Origin of the sequence: Dactylosporangium sp. CA-152071 (genome assembly GCF_050936335.1) — a bacterium.
Lineage (GTDB): Bacteria > Actinomycetota > Actinomycetes > Mycobacteriales > Micromonosporaceae > Dactylosporangium > Dactylosporangium maewongense.
This window is the reverse complement of the sequence record NZ_JBNJMZ010000001.1, coordinates 3,015,067-3,036,081: the sequence shown is the minus strand read 5'-3', so window position 1 is coordinate 3,036,081 and position 21,015 is coordinate 3,015,067. Positions and strand designations below refer to the sequence as shown.

The following is a 21,015-nucleotide window of genomic DNA, read 5'->3' as shown; positions in this document are numbered from 1 at the left end:
GGTTGTCGTGGCCAGGTGTGTCGGTGGTGGTCGCGTGCATTGATGGGCCGCCGCGCCGGGGCGGGTTGGTGGCGCGGCGGCGTATCGGCGAAGATCCCTGCATGCGGAGTCGGGTGGGCATCCTGCTGGCGGTCGTGTCCGGCCTGTTCTCGGTCCTCCTCGCCGTCGCCGTCAACGTGGCGACCGGTGGGACCCTGCCGGCACCGATCGACGCGGTGGCCTGGCTGGCGTGGCCGGCCGTCGGGGTGCTCGGGGTCGCCGGGGCGGGTCTGGCGTTCTGGCAGCAGTCGGCCCAGACGCCACCGCCACCGCCGTTGCCGGCGCCCGAGCCGCCGCCGGTCCCGGTGCCCGACCCGGTTCCGGCCGAGCTGCCCGCGGCGACCCCGCTCTTCGGGCGTGACGCCGAGGTCGCCGAGATCGTGCGGGTCCTGAGTGGCGGGTCGGCGGTCGTGACGCTCGCCGCCGCGCCGGGCACCGGCAAGACGTCGCTGGCGCTCGGGGCCGCGCACGCGCTGCGGCCGAGCTTCCCGGACGGGCAGCTGTTCGCGACGCTGCGCGGTGCGTCGGCGGAGCCGGTCGCGCCCGAGGCGGTCCTCGGCCGGTTCCTGGCCGCGCTCGGCGTGCCCGAGGACGAGCGGCGCGGCGGGGTGGAGGAGCTCGCCGCGCGGTTCCGGTCCGCGGTGGCCGACCGGGCGGTGCTGGTCCTGCTCGACGACGCCCGCGACTCCGCCCACGTCGCCGCGCTCCTGCCCGGCGGTGCGCGGTGCGCGACCATCGTCACCAGCCGGCGGCAGCTGACCGGGGTCGCCAACGCGCACTCGGTGCCCCTTGCCGCGCTGCCCGAGGACGCGGCGATCGAGCTGCTCGCACGGGTCGCCGGCGCCGACACCGTCCACAGCGACCCCGACGGCGCGCGGGCCCTCGTCGAGGCGTGCGCCGGGCTGCCCCTCGCGGTCCTCATCGTCGCCGGCCGGCTCCGGGCACGTCCACAGTGGACACCGTCGGCGCTGGCCGAGCGGCTCGCCGGGGAGCACCGCCGGCTCGACGAGCTCCGCCAGGGCGACCTCGCCGTCCGGTCGACGTTTCAGGCCGCGTACGCCGAACTGTCCGAAGTGGACCGTCTGGTGTTCCGCCGGGCCGGATCGCACCCGGGGCAGGTGTTCACCCTCGAGGCGGCGGCCGCCCGGGCGGGTGTCGACGTGCCGCGGGCGGAGGCGTCGCTGGAGCGGCTCGTCGACGCGTTCCTCGTCGAGTCGCCCGGGCCCGAACGGTTTCACCTGCACGACCTGCTGCGCCTGTTCGCCACCGAGACCCTGACCGGCGACGAGCACGCGGACGCGTCGGAGCGGCTGCTGCGGTGGCTGGCGACCGGCCGGTCCGCGGCGGACAGCGCGAGCCTCCCCGCGGTCCTCGCCGAGGGGGTCGGCACCAGCCGTCACGGCGCCGTCAGTGCGCTGGTCGACGTCGTACACCAGGAAATCATCGACCCGTTCGACCGGCTCGCCGTGTGGACCGCCGCCGCGGACGCCGCCGGTGACCCGGTGGCCCGGGCCCGGGCGCTGCGCGGGGTGTCGCACGCGTGGGCGACCGCGGGAGAGGTGCAGCGGGCGCTGCCACCCGCCGACGAAGCCCTGGCACTGGCCGCCGGCGACCAGCGGGAGACCGCACAGGCCTTCCGCCGGCGCGGCGAGGCGCTGCGCGACCTGCACCGCTTCGCCGAGTCGGAGGCGGCGCTGCTGCAGTCCCTGGACCTGTTCGTAGAGCTGGGCCGCGTCGAGGATGAGGTCGAGGTGCGAACGGCGCTCGGCACCCTGTACAACAACTTCCGCCGCCACGACCTGAGCCTGCCGATGATGGAACGCGCCCGCGAACTGCTTCCCCCGGGTGAGTCGGTCCAGGGCGGCTGGGTGCGGCTGGCGCTCGGCCTCGCCTACCGGTTCGCCGGGCGCCGCGAGGAGGCCGACGCGATCACCGCCGAGGTCCCCGGCATCGCCGCCCGCGCCGGCGACGACTACCTCCTGGCGTACTACCACCAGGAGGTCGCGTGGGCCGCCGAGCAGAACGACCGCCTGGACGACGCCGAACGCGACTTCGAGCAGATGCGCGTCCTCGCCGAGCGCGTCGGTAACGGGGCCGCGGTCGCGGGCGCGCTGCAGGGCCTCGCCCAGGTCGCCGAGCGACGCGACCAGCCCGACACCGCCGTCGCCCGCTACCGGGAGAGCGCCGACCGGTACCACCGCCTCGGCGACCGGATCCGCGAGGGCGAGGCGAGGCTCAGGGCCGCCGCCGTCCTCAACGCGCAGGGCCTGGTCGACGACGCCGTCCGCGAACGCGCCACCGCCGACGCCCTGATCGGCGACATCGACTTCCCGTGGGGCGAGGGCCTGCTGTCCCGCCTGCCGTGACCCGGACTCAGCCGCCCGCGTGCCGTGCGACGGCGAACGGCGCCGCCGTCCGCGAGGGCGCTCAGCCGTCCGTGTGCTGTGTGACGGCGTCCGCGAGGGCGCTCAGCCGTCCGCGTGCTGTGTGACGGCGAACGGCGCCGCGCCAGCGAGGGCGACCGCCGCCCGGAACCCGTCCGGAGCGACGAGGTCCGCGATCCGGAACGGCCCGTCGTGGTCGACCACCACCGGGGCGGGCCCGGCGACCGGCGTGGCCAGCCCCCGGGTCAGCCGCGCGCCGGCCGCCTTGACGAGGGACTCCTTGCGGGCCCACAGCTCGGCGAAGCGTTCGTGCCCGTCGGCGCCCGTCACCAGGGCGGCCTCCGCGGGCGGGTAGAAGCGCCGGGCCATCGCGGCGCAGTCGAGGGCCGGCACGACCCGCTGCAGGTCGACCCCGACGGGGCGGTGCGGCGACACGGCGACCATGACGAGGTCGCCGGAGTGCGACAGGTTGACCTCGACGCCGGTGTACGGGCCGCTCAGCGACGGCTTGCCGTTGGGGTTGTGGGACCAGCGCAGCTCGGACGGCGGGGCGTCCAGGACCGCGCCGACGAGACGGCGGGTGACGGCGTGCGCGACGATGAACCGGCGGCGGTCGATGGCGTGCACGATCGACGCGTGGCGGCGCCGCTCGTCGGGGTCGAGCAGCGCGAGCATGGCCGGCAGCGCCGACTCCGGCACCCGCGCGTCGGCCAGCCAGACGTCGACGGCGTCCACGATCGGGGCGGGTCAGACCGAGGCGAGGAAGCCGGCGAAGCGCCGCACACCCTCGTCGACCTGCGCCGGTTCGAGGGCGCTGCACGACAGCCGGATCGCGTGGCTGCCGCCGTCGCCCAGGTAGAAGAAGCGCATCGGGGTCCACAGCACGCCGTGCTCGCGGGCCGAGACCTCCAGCAGCTCCTCGGTGGCGTCCACCGGCACGTCGACGACGACGAAGAAGCCGCCGCTCGGGCTGTTCCAGCGCACGGGGCCGCCGGTGAAGTGCCGCTCAAGCGCGGCGAGGAGGGTCCGCAGGTTCTGCCGGTAGAACTGGATCTTCGCCTGGTTGGCGCCGCGGAGGCTGAAGCCGCTGTCCAGCAGCATGCCGCCGACGACAGCCTGGGAGAGGGCGGAGGTGTTGACGGTGAGCATGCTCTTCACCGTCGACAGCTCCTCGGCGAGGACGGTGCGGCGCCCGGCGGCGTCGACGACCGGCTGGTCCGCGACGAGGAACCCGACCCGCACGCCCGGGAAGTACGACTTGGCGAACGAGCCGAGGTAGATGACCCGCTGGTCGGTGTCCAGCGACTTCAGCGTGGGCCGGGGCTCGTCGTCGAGGCCGAAGAGGCCGTACGGGTCGTCCTCCAGGATCAGCAGGTCGGCCTCGGCGGCGACGTCGAGCAGCGCCCGGCGGGTCGCCACCGGCAGCGACACACCCGACGGGTTGGCGAAGTTCGGCACCAGGTACAGGGCCTTCGGGGTGCGGCCGCCGGCCCGTACCGCAGCGGCGACCTCACGGACCGTCGAAGGTCGCAGCCCGTCGGGCGACTCCGGCACCGGCACCACGTCGATGCCGAGGATCCGGGCGGCGCCGGTGAAGCCGACGTAGCAGGGCTCGGCGGCGAGCACGACGTCGCCGGGGCCCGCGCACAGGCCGCGCAGCGCGATGACCATCGCCTCCTGGCAGCCGGCGGTCACCATGACGGCCTCGTCCGGGACCCGGATGTCCTCGTCGACGTCGAGCATGCGGGCGATGAGACCGCCGATGTGGCCGTTGGTCCGCCCGTACATGGTGAGCAGCACCCTGCTCTGCGCGTCGCTGATGCCGCTCTCGCGCAGGTGCGTCAGGTACGCCTGCAGGTGCTTGTCGACGTCGGCGGCGGAGTGGAACTCGTCGAACGGGCGGCCCGCGGCGAGCGAGATCGCGTCGGGGAACCGGCCGGCGACCTCGTTGAGGAAGTTCATCGAGGTGGACACCGGGTCGGAGACCGACACGTGCAACGCCTCGCGGGACAGCTCCACCATCTACAGTTCGCCTCCAGGTCGGGCCCGCAGCACCGACCGGTCCAGGTCGGCGAGGCGCGGGCGGCCGGCGAGCGCCATCGCGTGCGCCAGCTCATCGGTCGTCGTGCGCAGCAGTCCTTCGACCCCGTCGGCGCCGCCGGCCGCGAGCCCCCACAGCGGCGGCCGGCCGAGCAGCACCATGCGGGCGCCGAGCGCGAGCGCGACGAGCGCGTCGGTGCCGCGGCGGACCCCACCGTCGAACAGCACCGGAATCGCGCCGGCGACCGCGTCGACGACCTCGGGCAGCGCATCGAGGCTGGCGACGGCGCCGTCGAGCTGGCGGCCGCCGTGGTTGGACACCACGACCCCGTCCGCGCCGTGCTCGACGGCCAGGGCCGCGTCCTCCGCGGTCAGGATGCCCTTGAGCACGATCGGCAGCCTGGTCTGCGACCGCAGCCAGGCCAGGTCGGCCCAGGTGACGGCGGCGTCGAAGGACTGGGCGGCGTGGTCGGCGATCGCGGAGTGGCCGACGTCGCTGTGGTGGGTGAGCGCCATGACCGCCGCGTCGATGTTGACGGCGGCGACGTCACCGCCGATCGCGAACCCGTTGCGCATGTCGCGCCAGCGCCGGCCGATGCGGGGCGCGTCGACGGTGAGCACCAGCGCCGTGTAGCCGGCGTCCTCGGCCCGCCGGATCAGGCCCGTCATCACCTCGCGGCGGCGGAACCAGTACAGGTGCAGCCACAGCCGACCGTCGGACGCCGCCGCGATGTCCTCGAGGGACCTGCTGGCGAAGACGCTCACCACGAACAGCGCGCCCACGGCGCTCGCACCCCGCGCGGTGGCGACCTCGCCCTCGGGGTTGACGAGCCGGTGATACGCCGTGGGCCCGACGCCGATCGGGGTCAGGTGGCCGGCGCCGAACAGCGACACGGCGGTGTCGACTGTGGACACGTCGGTCATGACCCGGGGCCGCAGCCGCAGCCGGTCGAACGCGCTGACGTTGGCGCGCAGGGTGCGCTCGGACTCGGCGCCGCCCTCGATGAAGTCCCACACGTCCGCGTCGACGAGCTCCCGGGCGAGGTGCTGATAGTCGGAGGCGGTCAACACCGGCCCGGTCTTCGATCGTGTCACCGGCGCTCCATAGGCGGTAGCCTATCGGAACCACGCCACGACCGACAGGAGCCGAAAGGCTTGCATGGGCACCGACAGCATGCTGACCGCCGAAGTTTCCGACCCGTTCTGCCTCGCCGCAGGGGAGGCCACCGCGCTCCTCGCGGGGCACCCGTGGCACCGGTTCGCGATCCTCGGTGACAGCGTCGCGGAGGGCCTCATCGACCCCGTCGACGGCTACCATCCGCTCGCGTTCCCCGACCGGGTGCGGGCGGAGCTGCTGCACGGGCGCCCCGGCCTCGCGTCCCTGAACCTGGGCCGGCGCAACCTGCGCGCCGCCGAGGTCCTCGACACCCAGCTCGGCCCGGCGCTGGAGTTCCGGCCGGACCTGGCGCTGGTCATCTGCGGCGCCAACGACGCGATGCGCCCCGGCTACGAGTCGCGCGCCGACGCCGTCGACGCGACGCTGACCGCGATCGTCCGCCCGCTGCAGGACGCCGGCGCCCAGGTCATGACCGTGTCGTTGTTCGTGATGCCGCAGTACCCGTCGATGCCGGCGTGGCTCGGCCCCGCGTTCTCCCGCAGGATGACGCTGCTCGGCCGCCGCACCGCCGCGCTCGCCGCGACGCTCGGCACCATCCACGTCGACCTCGCCACGCACCCGGCGATCGCCCTCGGTGAGGTCCTCACCGGCGCGGACGGGCTGCACGGCAACGGTCGCAGCCACGCCATCGCCGCGGCGGAGATGATCCGCCGCCTGTCCCGTGAGATCCAGGGAGCGTAGAGATGCCACTCGACCCGCAGCTGCAGGCGATGCGTGACCGGCGCGAGCGCGACGGCGCCACACCGCTGTACAAGATGACCCTCGAGGACGCGCGCGCCGACGACCTGGCGTCCATCAAGGCCGGCGGCGGCGACCCCGAGCCCGTCCACGAGGTCACCGACCACTGGATCGACGGGCCCGGCGGCCGGATGCAGGTCCGCGTGTACCGGCCGTCCGCAGACCGCCCGCTGCCCGTCCTGATGTACTTCTACGGCGGCGGCTGGGTCCTCGGCACGATCGACACCGCCGACGGGATCAGCCGCACCCTGGCCAACAGCGCCGGCTGCCTGGTCGTGGTCCCCGAATACCGGCTCGCGCCCGAGCACCCGTTCCCGGCGGCGATCGAGGACTGCTGGGCCGCCGTGCAGTGGGTCGCCGGCAACGCCGAGACGCTCGGCGCGGACCCGGCCCGGATCGCGGTCGGTGGCGACAGCGCCGGCGGCAACCTGGCCGCGGCGGCGACCCTCATCGCGCAGGAGGCCGGCGACCTCACCCTCGCCGGGCAGTTGCTCGTCTACCCGAACACCGACCAGCTCGCCGACGACGACTCCATGCGGGACAACGCCGACCCGTACCAGTTCAACCACCACTCCGTCGCCTGGTACCGCAAGCACTACCTCATCGACCCCGACGACGCCGAGAACCCGCTCGCGTCGCCGCTGCGGGCCGAGACGCTGAAGGGCCTGCCGCCCGCGCTCGTCATCACCGCCGAGTTCGACCCCCTGCGCGACCAGGGCGAGCGCTACGCGAAGCGGCTCGCCGACGACGCGGTCCCCGTCACGCTCGCCCGCTACGACGGCATGTCCCACGGCTTCTTCACGATGGCCGGCGTCGTCGACGGCGCCCGCGTCGCGCTGGCCCAGGCCGCCGCGCAGCTGAGGGCATGGTTCGGATCCTGACGACCCTGTCCCGCAACGTCACCGGCGTCTGGGGCGCCGAGGGCGAGCGCTGGCTCGCCGGCCTGCCCGCCCTGCTCGACGGCCTCGCCGCCGACTGGGACCTCGTCCTCGAAGCCCCCTACGACCTCACGTTCCATTACGTCGCGCCGGTACGGCAGGCCGACGGCACGCCCGCCGTCCTGAAGGTCGGCTTCGAGCTGGAGGTCGAGGCGGCCGCCCTGGGGGCGTTCGACGGCCGCGGCGCCGTCCGGCCGCTGCGGTTCGACGCGACCCGGGGCCGCCATACTGCTGGAGCAGGTGACCCCCGGCCACCGCCTCCGCGACCTGGTCCCCGCCGACGACCCCGCGGCGATGGCCGTCCTCGCGGACCTGATGCGGCAGCTGCACGTCCCGCCGCCGGCGTCGCACGGCCTGCCGCCGGTGCTGTCGCAGGTGGGTGCCCTGGACCGGCACCGCGGCCCGGTCCCCGCCGACCTCGTCTCACAGGCCGCGGCCCTCATGCGCTCCCTGTGCGCGTCGGCGTCCCGGGAGGCGGTCCTGCACGGCGACCTGCACCACGACAACGTCCTCGCCGGCACCCGCGCCCCCTGGCTGGCGATCGACCCGCACGGCCTGGTCGGCGACCCCGGCTACGAGGTCGGCTCGATCCTGTTCAACCCGCACCCCGACGACCGTGACCCGGCCCTGACCGCCCTCGTCCCGGCCCGCCTGCGTCAGCTGTCGGCGGCGCTCGGCGAACCCGAGGACCGCCTGGCCGCGTGGGGCTTCGTCAAGGCCGTCCTGTCCTCGGTCTGGACCGCCGACACGGGCGGCCAGTTGTCCCGAGCCCTCGACGTCGCCCACCTCCTGCGCCCCACCTGACCTGCGCTTTGGCCCGCAGGCTCAGCGGCCGGGTACAGTTCGTCATCGCCTGGTGACGACCTTAGAGATCAATTAGGTCGCCTCAGGTACGGTGGAGTGAAGCGGCCAGCCCGACACCAGGACCCGCCTATCGAGCCCTGTACGGGCCGACCCGACGACGACGCCTGCCCCGAACCTCAGCTGCCGCCAGCGTCCGCGCGTGTGACGCACCAACCCGCGGTCGCGCGCGTGTGCCACACCAATCCACGGTCGCGTCCGCGTGGCGCACCGGCCGTGCGTGTGTGGTGCGCGTGGTGCGACGACACGGTGCCGCGCTCCCACGTGGCGTGCGTTCCTGGCCGACAGCGGCCGCACGCCTGGGTGGCCGCACGCCTGGGTGGCCGCACGCCTGGGTGGCCGTACGTGGCGCAACGACGCTCGGGTGGCGTGCCGCCGGCACAACGGCACGTTGCCGCACGCTTGCGAGGCGCGTTGCCGGCCGGCAGCGGTCGTGCCTGGGTGGCGCACGTGCCGCGACCACATGGGGCTGTGCGCGTGCGGCGCAGCGCAAGCGTCGCGTACGCGCGGTGGAAGCACGATGTGGCCCGGGACGACGCGCCACATCGTTCGAGGCAGGACGGTCGCGGCGACCGGCGCCGCCGAATGGGCATGGTCAGGTTCTGGAGGTTCGCTGAAGGCCGGCGTGTCCGGCTGCGGCTGTGCATGCGCGGCGGGCGACGTCGGCCGGTGGCAGCGCGGTCTCAGCCGAAGGCCACCGCGTACTGCCTCAGGCGGTAGGTGTCGCGCCCGTGTGACGCGAGACCGGCTGTCGCCGCGCCTGACCATGCCAATTCGGCGGCGTCGCCCGTGGCACGACCTGTCGCCGCGCCCGTGTGGCACGACATGGGGCCGCGGTCGCCGCCCGGTGCGCAGCAGCGCAGCCCTGGATGGGACGGGCGACGCCGGTGCGCAGTGTGGCCGCGGCCGTTGGCGGAGCGACCGGACGGGACTGGCGGCGGCGGGCCGCGAAAGGCCGCGCTGGCCGAGCGCGACGATGCGCTGCCGTTGGCGGAGCGCGGCGGTTCGGGTGGCGGGCGGGGTCGGTCGGAAACGGCGAGTGGCTCAGTCGGAGGTCGCTCTCCGAAGGCCGCCGCCGCGCACAGGTTCAGCCGAAAGGTCGCCGTGCAGGTTTCAGCCGAAGGTCGCCGCGCACAGGTAGTGCAGGGTGGGGTCGTGGTCGGCGACCGCGATCCGGCCGGCCGTCGCCAGGTCGAGCCCCGCCAGGGCCTCCCACACGCCGGTCATCGGTTGGGCGGGGTCGGCGAGGATCACCCGGTCGGCCTTCACGTCGTCGGCGAGCGCCGCCAGACCGCCGCCGAGGATCACGGTCGTCGCGGACAGGCCGTCGAGCACGCTCAGCGAGGGTGCCGCGTCGGGAAGGGTGGTGACCGTCGTGAGCGGGGCGGGGGAGGCGGCCGACAGGTGCAGGGCGATGCCCGCGTGGGCGGCGGGCAGCGACAGCGGCACGCCGGGGTCGTAGGGCAGGTCGGCCTGCTCGACGGCGATGAGCAGCGCCCTGGGGTGGGTGGCGGCGTACGTCCGCATCAGCGACAGCGCGGTGAAGGCCGCCGCGCGGCCCTGGTCCGAGACGGCGAACGACATCGGTTTGCCGGGGCACACGTGGGTCAGGTAGGTGCTGACGGCGCGGCCGGGGGAGACGTCCGGCACGTCGTAGGCGAGCACCAGCAGGTCGACCGGTGAGGCGGGTGACGTCGGCAGCAGCTCGACGGCCATCTCGCCGTAGGACTGGGCGGACGACGAGTCGCGGGCCAGGGTGAGGTCGTACGGGGCGAGCAGGTCGGTCAGGTACGTCGACAGCCGGGCGGCGTGCCCGGGGTCGGCGGCGAGCGCGGCCGGCGACGGGTACCGGCGCGACACTGCGCGCCGGAGACCCCAGCGGTCGTCGTGGAGAGCGGGCATGCTCACTCTTCCGGCAGCAGGTTTCCGGCGACGTAGTCGGCGAGGCTGCCGACCGTCTCGAAGTTGTCGCGGCCCATGTCCTCGACGCTGATCTCGCGCTCCAGCTTGTCCTCCAGCTCGAGGACCAGCTCCAGGCCGGTGGTGGAGCTCATGCCCAGGTCGTCCATGAGCGTGGTGGTCTCCGACGCGCCGGTGACCTCCCGCTTCAGCACGCGGGGCAGCAGCTCGCAGATCGTGTCGACGACCTGCTGGCGCAGGTCCGGGTCGATGGTCGTGGTGTCGCTCATGACAAACCCCTTCAAGAAAGCCAGAACCTAGTGCGTGAAGACCATTGCGGAGAAGGTCGCGCCGCGGCCGGCGCCCGCGGCGGCGATGACGTAGTGGTCGCCGGGGCGCAGCAGCGAGCGCTGCACGGCGGTGCGGTGGTTGAGGAACGCGTCGGCGCAGAAGACGTGGCCGTAGTCGGCGACGTGGTCGAGCAGCACCTGGTCGAGCGGGTAGCCGATCCGCTTGCACACCCGCTGCCAGGCCACCACGTTCACGTTGTGCGGCAGGATCAGCGCGATGTCCGGCAGGGTCAGCCCCGCGCGCTCGACGGCGGACGTCACGGCGGCGCCCAGCGCGTCGTGGTAGATCCGCTGGAACTCGCCCGCGACCTCCTCCAGCTCGCCGTCGAACTCGCCGCGCAGGTCCGCCACGTAGGACAGCTGCCGGTCCCGAGGGCCGGCGGCGGAGACCAGGCAGGCCGCCGCCCCCTCGCCGAACATCGACGTCTCCGGCACGAACCGCGCCTCCCCGGTGAAGGCCTTCTCCCCGGTGAGGACGAGCGCGAGCGCGGACGGGTCGGCCGATGCGAGCAGCCGCCCGGCGAGGTCGACGGCGAGCAGCCCGGAGGCGCACGCGTGGTGCCCGACGGCGAAGGCGGTGGCGTGCTGGAGCCCGAACGTCCGGCACACCTCGTGCAGCGGGTTGAACGGGTAGGGCGCCACGCCGGGGAACGTCCGCGCGTAGAGCACGTACCGGATCCGCGCCGTCTGCTCGGTGGTGAGCCGCAGGTCGGCGACCGCCAGGCCGAGCAGCTCGGTGAGGGACAGGTCCGGCGCCTGCGCGGCGGAGCCGAGCTTGTGGTAGCGGCGGAACACCCGCAGCTGCATGGGCGTGAGCTCGAACTCGTCGGCGAGCGACTCGATCGGCACGCGGTCCGGGGGCACATAGGTGCCGATGGCGGCGAGAGCGGTCACGGCGTCTCCGTTCCGGCGAAGTTTTCCAGTGCCGTCAGCGCCTCTTGTACGGCGAGCGCCTCGACCGCCCGGGCGAGCGCCTCCACGCGGGCCGGCGGCGTCCGCCACGTGTCGGTGAACCAGGTGAGCTGGAACTCGCCGGGGGAGTCGTCGACGTCGATGCTCAGCGGGTCGTAGGGGTCGTCCTGCGCGACGGTCCAGGTGAACACGCCCGGTGCGGCGTCGCGGACCTGCTCGGCGGTGGGCACGGAGCCGGGGAACATCTGCCTGCTGATCGTCCGCCGGTCGTTGAACCAGACACCCGCGTCGAGGTCGACGTCCAGGGAGGCGGACAGGGTCGCGGACACGGCAGCGACCGCCGCCGGGTCGTGGTAGGCCCACTTGTACGCCAGCATCGCCGCGATCCCGGTCCTGCGCATGGCCTCCTCGTAGGACAGCCCGGCGACGTCCGCGACGCAGATCCCGCGCTGCGCCACCATCGCCACGACGTCGCCGAGCCCGCGGCGGAACCGGTTGTCCACCATGGGCCGGATGATCGCGGGCCGCCCGTCACCAGCCTGGGCGGTGACGGCGAGCGCCAGGAACGTCATGAGGACCTGCGACGTGTCGATGTCGAAGACGACGGACACCGCGTGGGTCGCCCGGTACAGGGCCGCCGAGACGAACGTGCCCCGGTGGAACCGCGGCCCGGGCCGGGAGGCCGGCGGCGTCACCGGTGGCAGCTGCCGCAGCATCTTGTCCCAGTGCCGCAGCGCCTTCTCCGACTGCTTGCGCCCCTCCGGCGACGCCTGCCACTGCGCCTGCGCCAGCGGCTGCAGGCCGCTGGTAGGCCCGGGCGGGTCGGTGCGCAGGGCGGCGACCTCGCGGAGCATGAGCAGGCCGCCGAACCCGTCGGTGACCAGGTGGCAGGTGACCGTCGACAGGTAGGCGGGCACGCCGTCCACACGCACGACCCCCATCCGCACCGGCCACTCCTCGACGAAGTCGTAGGGCCGTGCCCGGTACTGCGCGTCGACCGACGCCGTGAACGCGGCCGGGTCGGCGCCCGGCGGCACGTCGAACACGTCCAGCCCGATCGTGCCCCACCCGGCCACCGCCTGCAGCGGGGCGCCGTCGTCGGTGAAGCGCAGCCGGGTGCGGAACGTCGGGTACCGCCGCATCGCCCAGCGCAGGTCGTCGGCGAGGTCCTCGACGGTCGCCCCCTCGGCCACCGGGGCCCAGCCGCCGATGGGCAGCCAGGAGCGCTGGCGGACCATGTCCTGCCAGATCCCGAGCTGCCCCCACGACAGCGGACCGGTCCCGGCCCCCTCGCCGTCGAACCGCACCGGGATCCGGGTGGTCGCGACCAGCGGTGGGGCCGGCAGGAACGTGTCAGGCATTCGCCAGCTCGGCGAGATGCCGCTGCCGCATCAGGAACTTGCGGACCTTGCCGGTGGGGCCGGTGACGATGTTCTCGTCGGGGAACACGACGACCTTCCGCAGCGTCGCCGCGGCGGCCGGGGTGAGCGCGGCGGTCACGGCGGCGGTGTGGTCGACCGTCGGGTCGGCGCTCTCGTGCAGCGACAGCAGCACGTCCGACACGACGCCGGCGCCGGTCTTGAACGACACGATGGTGCAGTCGCGCACGTCGGGCACCGCGCGCAGGATCTGCTCCTCCGACATGGCGGTGTAGAGCCAGTTGCCGCCGCCGAGGTCGACGGAGTCGACGGCCCGGTCGACGTGGTAGTAGTAGCCCTCCGCGTCGCGGAACATCAGGTCGCCGGTGAGGTAGTAGCCGTTGAGCCGGTGCTTGTACGTGTTGGCGTGGTCGTTCCAGTAGCCGGGTGCGAGCGTCGGGGACTTGAGGCCGAAGTGGCCGACCTGCCCGACCGGCACCTCCTCGCCGGTCGTGGTGTCCAGCAGCGCCACGTCGGCGAAGACGTGCGGCACGCCGACGCACCGGCCGTAGCGCTCGGTGTCGGGGCTGTGGGTGATGTGGAACGCGGAGTGCCCCATCTCGGTCGAGCCGAGCCCGTCGACGAAGCTGGAGCCCTTGACCCGCTGGACGACCGGACGGCCTTCGGCGGAGCGGGTGACGGTGTTGTGGCTGCCGACGTTCACGAGGTTGCGGATGTGCGGCTCGTGCGCGCAGTCGCCGGTGTTGAACCACAGCGACACCGAGTCCATCTCGTGCTGGGTCAGGTCGAAGCGGGCGAGCTCCGACCAGGTGACCGCGAAGCCGAAGACGCCGGTCGGCTTCCACCGCTCGATCGCGTCCAGCACCGCGCCGCCGTCGCTCTGCTGCGACAGGAACAGCAGGTCCGACCGGTTGCTCAGGGCGTGGTTGATGGTCATGATGCCGGCCGCGTGCGGGGCTGGCAGGGCACTGAGGATCCGCTCGGTGCCCTGGGCCCTCGGGCCGCTCAGCCGGATCTTGCGGGTGGCGTGGAACAGGCTGGCGTGCGAGTGCACGACGGCGGTCGGCATGCGGGTGGTGCCGGAGGAATGGGTGATGGCGATCGGGTCGTCGGCGTGGTGCCGGAACGGCGCGGGCGCCTGCGCCGGGTCGCCGGTGCCGGTGTCGGCGGCGTCGATGACGGGGATGCCGACGTCGGCGCCGGCGAGCCGCTCGAGGTGGGCGGCGTCGGTGACGAGCGCGGTCGCGCGCAGTTTGGCGATGTACTGGACGGCGATGTCACCGGCGATGTTCGGGTTCATCAGCGCGGGGATCGCGCCGAGCCAGACCAGTCCCATCCAGTTGAGGAAGCAGTCGGCGCTGCTGGTCACGTAGACGGCGACGGGGTCGCGCCGGGTGATGCCGTTGGCCTGGAACCAGGCGGCCCTGGCCGCGGCGCGGTCGCGCAGATCGCCGAGGGTGAGGCCCTGCCAGGCGGGGAAGCCGTCGACGTCGACGTCGAACGCGATGCCCGGCCCGTCCAGCGCCGCGCCGTGCTCGATGAGCTTGTGCAGCACGTTGCCGGCACCGACGTCGGGGTCGGCGGCGAGCGCCGCCCGGATGCTCGTGGACGCCATGGGTCTACTCCTCGGTCTGCGTGGGGAACGAAAGCTTCGCCACCTGCTCGACGGCGGTGCGGATCTGCGCGCGGGTCGGCTGCAGCGCCAGGTCCAGCTCCCGGGCGAACGGCAGCACCGCGCCGTCGGGTCGGGTGATCCGTTTCGGTGGCGCGATGAGGCGCATCTGTTCCGCGGCGGTCGCCAGGATCTCCCCGCCGATGCCGCAGGAGCGGTTGGAGTCGTCGACGACGACGAGCCGGCCGGTGCGCTCCAGCGACGCGGCGAGCCCGGCCCAGTCGAACGGGTGCAGCGTCCGCGGGTCGAACACCTCCACCGACACGGTCCCGGCGAGCTCCTCGGCGACGGCGAGCGCGTCGTGCACGAGGTGGCCGACCGCGACGACCGTCACGTCGTCGCCGGGGCGGTGGACGCGGCCGACGCCGAGCGGCACCGGCGCGAGGGTGGCGAAGTCGACGTCGTCGCGGACCCCGATGGCGCCCGCGGGGGCGAACATGATGACGGGGTCGTCGTCGCGGATCGCGGTCAGCAGCAGGCCGTAGGCGTCGGCGGGGGTCGCGGGCACGACCGTCTTCACGCCGACGTGGGCGAAGAGGCTGTACGGGTGGTCGGAGTGCTGCCCGGCCCAGCCGCCGCGGGAGCCGGAGCTCGGCAGCAGGTAGGTGACCGGGATGTTGATCTGCCCGCCGGTCATCAGCGAGAACTTGTGGGCCTGGTTGGCGATCTGCTCGAACGCGAGGAACAGCAGCGCCGGGATCTGGAACTCGATCACGGGGCGCTGGCCGGCCATCGCGGCGCCGGTCGCGAAGCTGGTGAACCCCTGCTCCGAGATCGGCATGTCGACGACCCGTTCGGGGCCGAACTTCTTGAGCAGGCCGGTGGTGACGTTGCTGACCGCGACGCCGACGTCCTCGCCGAACACGACCACGCTCGGGTCGGCGGCCATCTCGGTCGTCAGCGCCCGGTTCAGCGCCTTCAGGTACGACAGGTTCGGCATCAGGAGACCCCCGCCCTGGCCCGCAGGCCGTCCGCGTACAGGTGGTCGAGCGCGCCGGCCGGGTCCGGCAGCGGGCTGTCGACGGCGAACCGGACCGCCTCGTCGAGCAGCGCCTCGATCTCCGCGTCGATCCGGTCCCGGTCCGCTTCCGGGATGCGGGAGCCCTGCAGCGCCACCGGGTCGCGCTGGACACCGAGCGCGACCTCGTCGTCGGTGCGGTACCGCGGCCGCGCCGCGTGCTCCCAGGTGTGGTGGGCGTCGAAGCGGTAGGCGACGCACTCGATGAACGAGGGGCCGCCGCCGGCGCGGGCCCGCTCGACGGCCTCGGTGGCCGCGGCGAGCACTGCCTCCGGGTCGCTGCCGTCCACTGTGGACGCCGGGATGCCGAACGCCTCGGCCCGGCCGGTGATCGAGCCGGCCACCGCCTGCTCGACCCGGGTGGTGGTGGCGAAGCCGTTGTTCTCGCAGACGAGCACCACCGGCACCTTCCACAGCGACGCGAGGTTCATCGTCTCCAGGACGACGCCCTGGCTGACCGCACCGTCGCCGAAGTATGTGACGGCGACGAGGTCCTTGCCGGCCCGCCGCGCCGCCCACGCCGCGCCCGTCGCGATCGGCACGGCGGCGCCGACGATCGCGTTGGCGCCGAGGATGCCGAGGCCGAAGTCGGCGGCGTGCATGGAGCCGCCCCGGCCGGCGTTGAGGCCGGTCGCCCGGCCCGCCAGCTCGGCCAGGGTCCGGGCCGGGTCGGCGCCCTTGGCCAGGACGTGCCCGTGGCCGCGGTGCGTGCTGGTGATGACGTCGCCGGGGCGCAGCGCGGCGCAGGTGCCGGCCGCGATCGCCTCCTGCCCGATGTACGGGTGGATCCCTCCGACGATCGTGCCGTCCCGGACGAGCTCGATCGCGCGTTCCTCGAACCGTCGGATGAGGCGGACCGTCCGGTACAGCCCGGCGGCGTCAGTCACGTGGTACTCCTTCAGGACAAAGAGCCGCGGACTAGGCCGCGAGGACCTTCTCGTCGATCTTGGCGAGGATGCCGCTCCAGAGCTTGGCGCGGGCGACGAGGGCGAGGTTGATCGTCTCCACGCACTCGTTCCACTTGTTCTCGTCGTCGCCGCAGAGGTCGGTGACCATCTGCATGGCCATCGGCGTGTGGAACTCGCCGTCGACCTCGATGTGCCGCTCCAGGTAGTCGACGAACGTGCCGAGCTGCCCGCCCTGCTCGTTGACCTTCACCACCTGCTGGAACATGTCGGGGATCAGGTCCTCGCGGCCGAACGCGAACGCCGCCGCCTGGCAGTGGATCGGCGCGGTGTCGATGAGGTGCCAGGTGAGCCCGACGAACTCCGCCGACGCCTCGGGCACGCCCGCGGCCGCCATCGCCGCCGGCACCGGGGTCTTGTCCCGCAGCAGCTGGATGAAGGTGTCGATGACGGTGGTGTCGGCGCCGGCCTCCTGCATGCCGAGCAGGTACAGCTCGAAGTGGCTGATGAAGCCGCCGCGCAGCTCGTCGCTCTCCTCGACCAGGACGATGTCGTTGATGAGCCGCCGGCTGCCGGTCGGCCCGGTCGGGATCCACGGCACCTCGACGCAGGTGAGGTTGCGCTGCAGCGACTTCAGCAGCGACATGAAGTCCCACACGGCGAAGACGTGGTGCTCCAGGAACGTCTGGATCGCCGGCAGGCTGTCCAGGCGGGCGTAGATGGGGTGGGTGACGACGTCGGTCCGGGCGTCGGCGATCAGCGCCTCGAGCCGGTCGATGCCGGGGTGCCGCTGACCCCAGTCGTATCGGGACATGTGAGCCTCCTGAAAGTGTGTTAGGCCGTACGCCACAGCACGGGGCAGTACTCGGGGTCGGAGTAGTCGGGACGGCCGTCCTCGGTCCGTCGCACCAGCACGTCGTGGTTGTAGGCCACGAGATCCCCCGTGCTGAGCTGGAACGGGCGGAACGCGTTGGCGCCGTCCTGCAGGTGGAAGGAGATCGCCCGCCGCGGCCGGTCGCTGCGGTTGGCGCCGCTGCCGTGGTACGTGCGGCAGTGGTGGAAGCTCATGTGACCCTTGGGGATGATCATCGGGACCTTGGTGACCGTGGCGTTGTTGTACGCGGCGTTGTCCGAGAGCATCACCTCCAGGTCGTCGTTGTCGCGCTCGGCGAAGTGCCGGGTGGTGGTGTCGTCGGCGCCGATCTCCTCCCAGCGGTGGGAGCCGTCGACCATCGTGATGGTCCCCATCTCCTCGTCGCAGTCGTGGAAGGGGATGAACGCGGTGAGCATGCTCTCCGACGTGCACGAGGCCCAGTAGTGCCGGTCGAAGTGCCACGGCACGACGTTGCTGGGCTCGCCCGCGATCGGTGGCTTGTAGATCAGCGTCGACTGGAAGACGCGGATCTCGTCGGCCTTCGCCAGCCGCGCGGCGACCGCGCCGAGCAGCGGCTTGCGCAGGATCCGCGCGAGCGCGTCGCTCTCGTAGTGCACGTAGTCGTTGTGCCGTTGCACGTCGCCCTTGGACGGTTCCCAGTAGGCGAGGCGCGGCGGGCGGGTCGGTAACGAACGGGACCGCTCACCGGCGTAGTACCGCTCGCTCGCCGCGACGAGCTCGTCGACCTCGTCGTCGGTGAAGATCTTCTTGGACAGGTACCAGCCGTGCTGGGCGTAGTGCTCGACGTCGTCGTCCGACGGCAGCAGCGCGAGCTCGTCGTCGGTCAGCGCGAACGTCTGCGTGGGCGAGATGGTCAAGGTCTATGTCCTTTCAGGAGTAGGACTGGGGGAGGGGTCAGCTGCGCAGGCCGTCTGTGGTGTCGCGTACCGCGGCGAGCTCGCGCTCCTTGGCCGCGTACAGCGCGGGGATGTTGCTGGTGCCGAACGTCCGGGCGCCGTGCCGGTCGATGAGCTCGAGGAAGTAGGTGCGGCGGATGTGCGTCGACTTGGCGAAGATCTGGTACATCTGCCCCCAGTGGTCCCGGTCGACGAGGATGCCGAGCGGCCGCAGCTGGTCCACGGGCACGTCGACGGCGCCGAGGCGGGACTCGAGCACGTCGTAGTAGCTCGCCGGCGTCTGCGCGAACTCGACGCCCTTGGCGCTGTACGCGCGCACCGCGTGCACGATGTCGTTGGTGCTGTAGGCGATGTGCTGCACGCCGGCGCCCTCGTGCCACGACAGGAAGTCGTCGATCTGGCCGGCGCGGCGGCTCAGGTCCGGCTGGATCAGCGTGAACGTGACGCCGCCCGACGGGCTCTGCACCACCTTCGACTGCATGCCCTGCTCGCCGACCTCGATGTACTCCTGGAAGATCATGGTGAAGCCGAAGACGCGCTCGTAGTACTGGACCGTCTCGTCGAGCTCGCCGGCCTGCAGGCAGATCGCGGCGTGGTCGATGGTGTACAGCAGGTCCTCGTCCGTCGGCGCCGAGGGCGCGCCGGTCATGTCGATCGCCCCGGGCAGGAAGGCGCCGTCGCCGGGGGTGCGCTGCACGAGCCGGTGCGTCACGTCGCCGAAGCCGGACACCTCCGCGGTCACGACCGTCGAACCGTCCTGCTCGAGCCGCTGCGGCGGCTGGATCGGGGTGGCGCCGGCGGCGACCGCCTCGGCGAACGCCGTCTCCACGTCGGCGCAGCCGAACGCGATCACGGCGACACCGTCGCCGTGGCGGGCCACGTACCGGCTCGCCCGGTGTTCGCCGCTGAGGCCGGAGGTGAGCAGGATCCGGATGTCGCGCTGCCCCAGCAGCACGCTGCGCTGACCCGTGAGGCCGGTTTCGGGGCCGCCGTGGCCGTAGACGTGGAAGCCGTACGTCTCGCACAGCTGATGCGCCGCCTGGCGCGCGTCGCCGACGAACATCTCGATGTGGTCGGTGTCGAGGATCTGCATGGCCTGCTTCCCTTTCGGGTTCTGATCGGTCGTTCCCAGGGGTCTGTGACGCGCTGGCGTCACGCCGTGCGTGTCCAGGCGGACTCCGGCCGGCCGAAGATGAGGCTCACGTTGTGGCCACCGAAGCCGAAGGAGTTGGACAGGACGTGGGTCACCTGCGCGGGGCGGGGTTCGCGGAGGTGGTCCAGGTCGCAGGCGGGATCCGGCTCGTCCAGGTTGTGCGTCGGCGGGAGCAGCCCGCGGAGCATGGCGTGGACCGACACCGCGGCCTCCACCACCCCGGAGGCGCCGAGCATGTGGCCGGTCACGCCCTTCGTCGAGCTGACCGGCGGGGCATCGGCACCGAAGACCGCGCGGATCGCGGTCGACTCGGCCACGTCGCCGAGCTTGGTGCTGGTGCCGTGCGCGTTGACGTAGCCGACGTCCCCGGGTGAGATCCCGGCGTCGGCGACGGCCCGGCTCATGCAGGCGGCGGCGGCCGACCCGTCGGGGCGCGGGGTGGTGGGGTGGTGCGCGTCGTTGGTGGCGCCCCAGCCGACGATGTCGGCGTACCGGCGGGCCCGGCGCGCCTCGGCGTGCTCGGCGCGTTCGACGACGAAGACCCCGGCGCCCTCGCCGAGGACGAGCCCGTTGCGCCGCCGGTCGAACGGGCGGCTCGCGGCGGTCGGGTCGTCCCAGCCCCGGGCGAGCGCCCGGGCGTTGCCGAACGTGTCGGCGAGGGTCGGGAAGAGCGGCGCCTCGCTGCAGCCGGCGACGACGACGTCGGCCTCGCCGGCGCGCAGCAGCCGCACCGCCTCGCCGATCGACTGGGCGCCGGCGGCGCACGCGGTGCCGATGGATGAGCTGTATCCCTGGATGCCGTGGCGCATCGCGACCCGGGCCGCGCCCATGTTCGGCAGCATCCCGGGCAGCAGGTAGGGGCTGACGCCGAGGCGGCCCTTCTGCGAGCGCAGCACCGCCTGCGCGTCGAGGGTCGCCAGGCCGCCGGTGCCGGACAGGATGATGGCGATCCGGAACGGGTCGACGTCGCGCCCCACCTCGATGCCGGCGTCCGCGAGGGCCTGCTCGGCGGCGGCCATCGCCATGATGATGTACCGGTCGACGACGCGGGTCTCCGGCGCCGGCAGGACCGATGTCGGGTCGATCGGCGGCGAGAACGCGGCGACGTCGGCGGACCCGGCGAGGGGATGGTCGGCGGGGGGCCGCACGAGCCCGGACCGGCCCTCGCACATCGCGTCGAAGACCTCGGCGCCCGTGCGCCCGACGGGGGTGACGAGCCCGATCCCGGTCACCGCAACGGATCTGCTCATGCTGTACCCCTTTCGACCACGACGACCGCGGACGCGGTGTCGTGGCTGGTTCCGGTGATGGCCTCGGGCACGGTGGCCTGTTCGAGGAGGACGACGAGGACCTCGCCGGCGTCGCCGTCGGCGAGCAGCAGCCGGGCCACGTCCAGCCCGGCGTCGGTGCTGTCGACGCACACGACCGGGCCGGTCAGGCCCCACTTCGCGGCGACGTGCCCGGCGACGGCGTTGGGCACCGACTGGAAGAAGAACAGCGGCCCGATCCGGCCGCCGGCGTCGACCGCGCCCGCGACGTGGGCCGCGCTGGCCGCGTCGCCGGTCGAGGTGACGAGCACGATCGCCGTCACCGCCGGTGGAGCGCTCTCCGCACGGCGCTGCAGGCAGCGGCCGGCGGTGGCGGCGACCAGCGGGTTGAACGACGAGTGGACGAACCCGGCGAGCTTCGGCAGCTCCTCGTCGCCCGGCTCCGGCCAGTCGGCGGCGGCGACGACGTCCAGCCCGGCTCGGGTGGCCAG

19 protein-coding genes are annotated in these 21,015 nt (G+C 73.3%); 4 read left to right on the top strand and 15 right to left on the bottom strand.

What is annotated here, in order from left to right:
* Positions 1 to 101: 101 nt before the first annotated feature.
* Positions 102 to 2,405, top strand: coding sequence for an ATP-binding protein (locus tag ACQEVZ_RS13430; RefSeq protein WP_433365997.1), 2,304 nt, complete (start codon positions 102 to 104; stop codon positions 2,403 to 2,405).
* Positions 2,406 to 2,507: 102 nt separating this feature from the next.
* On the opposite strand, the gene ACQEVZ_RS13425 is transcribed toward ACQEVZ_RS13430, so the two are convergent.
* The 3 genes from ACQEVZ_RS13425 to ACQEVZ_RS13415 are packed head-to-tail and all read right to left on the bottom strand — an operon-like array spanning position 2,508 to position 5,558.
* A complete protein-coding gene (locus ACQEVZ_RS13425) occupies positions 2,508 to 3,158 on the bottom strand; it encodes a 4'-phosphopantetheinyl transferase family protein (RefSeq protein WP_344502413.1) in 651 nt (216 codons plus the stop codon).
* A 12-nt stretch (positions 3,159 to 3,170) separates the two neighbouring features.
* On the bottom strand, positions 3,171 to 4,445 hold the full coding sequence (locus ACQEVZ_RS13420; RefSeq protein ID WP_433365993.1) for a PLP-dependent aminotransferase family protein: 1,275 nt from the start codon (positions 4,443 to 4,445) through the stop codon (positions 3,171 to 3,173).
* The gene (locus ACQEVZ_RS13415) at positions 4,446 to 5,558 is read right to left on the bottom strand and encodes an alpha-hydroxy acid oxidase (RefSeq protein ID WP_433365990.1); all 1,113 of its coding nucleotides are present in this window, start codon (positions 5,556 to 5,558) and stop codon (positions 4,446 to 4,448) included. It abuts the gene before it with no gap.
* A 64-nt stretch (positions 5,559 to 5,622) separates the two neighbouring features.
* Between ACQEVZ_RS13415 and ACQEVZ_RS13410 the strand changes: the two genes are divergently transcribed.
* The 3 genes from ACQEVZ_RS13410 to ACQEVZ_RS13400 all read left to right on the top strand — a co-directional run bounded on the left by ACQEVZ_RS13410 (position 5,623) and on the right by ACQEVZ_RS13400 (position 8,120).
* Entirely contained in the window at positions 5,623 to 6,321 is a 699-nt protein-coding gene (locus ACQEVZ_RS13410; RefSeq protein WP_433365987.1) for an SGNH/GDSL hydrolase family protein, read from the top strand.
* A 2-nt stretch (positions 6,322 to 6,323) separates the two neighbouring features.
* Complete coding sequence (locus tag ACQEVZ_RS13405; protein WP_360561320.1) at positions 6,324 to 7,259, top strand: alpha/beta hydrolase; 936 nt, start codon at positions 6,324 to 6,326, stop codon at positions 7,257 to 7,259.
* A 297-nt stretch (positions 7,260 to 7,556) separates the two neighbouring features.
* Complete coding sequence (locus ACQEVZ_RS13400) at positions 7,557 to 8,120, top strand: aminoglycoside phosphotransferase family protein (protein WP_433365983.1); 564 nt, start codon at positions 7,557 to 7,559, stop codon at positions 8,118 to 8,120.
* A 1,170-nt stretch (positions 8,121 to 9,290) separates the two neighbouring features.
* On the opposite strand, the gene ACQEVZ_RS13395 is transcribed toward ACQEVZ_RS13400, so the two are convergent.
* From ACQEVZ_RS13395 to ACQEVZ_RS13340, 12 genes are read right to left on the bottom strand one after another with little or no spacing between them, the layout of a single operon-like run.
* Complete coding sequence (locus tag ACQEVZ_RS13395) at positions 9,291 to 10,079, bottom strand: 2-hydroxy-acid oxidase (RefSeq protein ID WP_433365980.1); 789 nt, start codon at positions 10,077 to 10,079, stop codon at positions 9,291 to 9,293.
* A gap of 2 nt (positions 10,080 to 10,081) precedes the next feature.
* A complete protein-coding gene (locus ACQEVZ_RS13390) occupies positions 10,082 to 10,366 on the bottom strand; it encodes an acyl carrier protein (protein ID WP_344502406.1) in 285 nt (94 codons plus the stop codon).
* A 27-nt stretch (positions 10,367 to 10,393) separates the two neighbouring features.
* Positions 10,394 to 11,320 carry a 3-oxoacyl-[acyl-carrier-protein] synthase III C-terminal domain-containing protein gene (locus ACQEVZ_RS13385; RefSeq protein ID WP_354902048.1) on the bottom strand — a complete coding sequence of 309 codons (927 nt, stop codon included), beginning with the start codon at positions 11,318 to 11,320 and terminating at the stop codon, positions 10,394 to 10,396.
* Entirely contained in the window at positions 11,317 to 12,699 is a 1,383-nt protein-coding gene (locus tag ACQEVZ_RS13380) for a condensation domain-containing protein (RefSeq protein ID WP_433365976.1), read from the bottom strand. The genes ACQEVZ_RS13385 and ACQEVZ_RS13380 overlap by 4 nt, the downstream gene beginning before the upstream one ends.
* Positions 12,692 to 14,332, bottom strand: coding sequence for an AMP-binding protein (locus ACQEVZ_RS13375; protein WP_433365973.1), 1,641 nt, complete (start codon positions 14,330 to 14,332; stop codon positions 12,692 to 12,694). Before ACQEVZ_RS13375 ends, ACQEVZ_RS13380 begins: the two co-directional genes overlap by 8 nt.
* A gap of 4 nt (positions 14,333 to 14,336) precedes the next feature.
* The gene (locus ACQEVZ_RS13370) at positions 14,337 to 15,329 is read right to left on the bottom strand and encodes an alpha-ketoacid dehydrogenase subunit beta (RefSeq protein WP_344502402.1); all 993 of its coding nucleotides are present in this window, start codon (positions 15,327 to 15,329) and stop codon (positions 14,337 to 14,339) included.
* Positions 15,329 to 16,294 (bottom strand): thiamine pyrophosphate-dependent dehydrogenase E1 component subunit alpha, encoded by a 966-nt coding sequence (locus ACQEVZ_RS13365; protein ID WP_344502401.1) that lies wholly within the window; start codon positions 16,292 to 16,294, stop codon positions 15,329 to 15,331. Before ACQEVZ_RS13365 ends, ACQEVZ_RS13370 begins: the two co-directional genes overlap by 1 nt.
* A gap of 31 nt (positions 16,295 to 16,325) precedes the next feature.
* Positions 16,326 to 17,126 carry a DUF3050 domain-containing protein gene (locus tag ACQEVZ_RS13360; protein ID WP_344502399.1) on the bottom strand — a complete coding sequence of 267 codons (801 nt, stop codon included), beginning with the start codon at positions 17,124 to 17,126 and terminating at the stop codon, positions 16,326 to 16,328.
* 20 nt (positions 17,127 to 17,146) lie between these two features.
* Complete coding sequence (locus ACQEVZ_RS13355; RefSeq protein WP_425552212.1) at positions 17,147 to 18,058, bottom strand: phytanoyl-CoA dioxygenase family protein; 912 nt, start codon at positions 18,056 to 18,058, stop codon at positions 17,147 to 17,149.
* A 43-nt stretch (positions 18,059 to 18,101) separates the two neighbouring features.
* A complete protein-coding gene (hppD, locus tag ACQEVZ_RS13350; RefSeq protein ID WP_433365968.1) occupies positions 18,102 to 19,196 on the bottom strand; it encodes a 4-hydroxyphenylpyruvate dioxygenase in 1,095 nt (364 codons plus the stop codon).
* A 59-nt stretch (positions 19,197 to 19,255) separates the two neighbouring features.
* On the bottom strand, positions 19,256 to 20,506 hold the full coding sequence (locus ACQEVZ_RS13345) for a beta-ketoacyl-[acyl-carrier-protein] synthase family protein (protein WP_344502396.1): 1,251 nt from the start codon (positions 20,504 to 20,506) through the stop codon (positions 19,256 to 19,258).
* Positions 20,503 to 21,015 (bottom strand): beta-ketoacyl synthase N-terminal-like domain-containing protein, encoded by a 513-nt coding sequence (locus ACQEVZ_RS13340; protein WP_344502798.1) that lies wholly within the window; start codon positions 21,013 to 21,015, stop codon positions 20,503 to 20,505. Before ACQEVZ_RS13340 ends, ACQEVZ_RS13345 begins: the two co-directional genes overlap by 4 nt.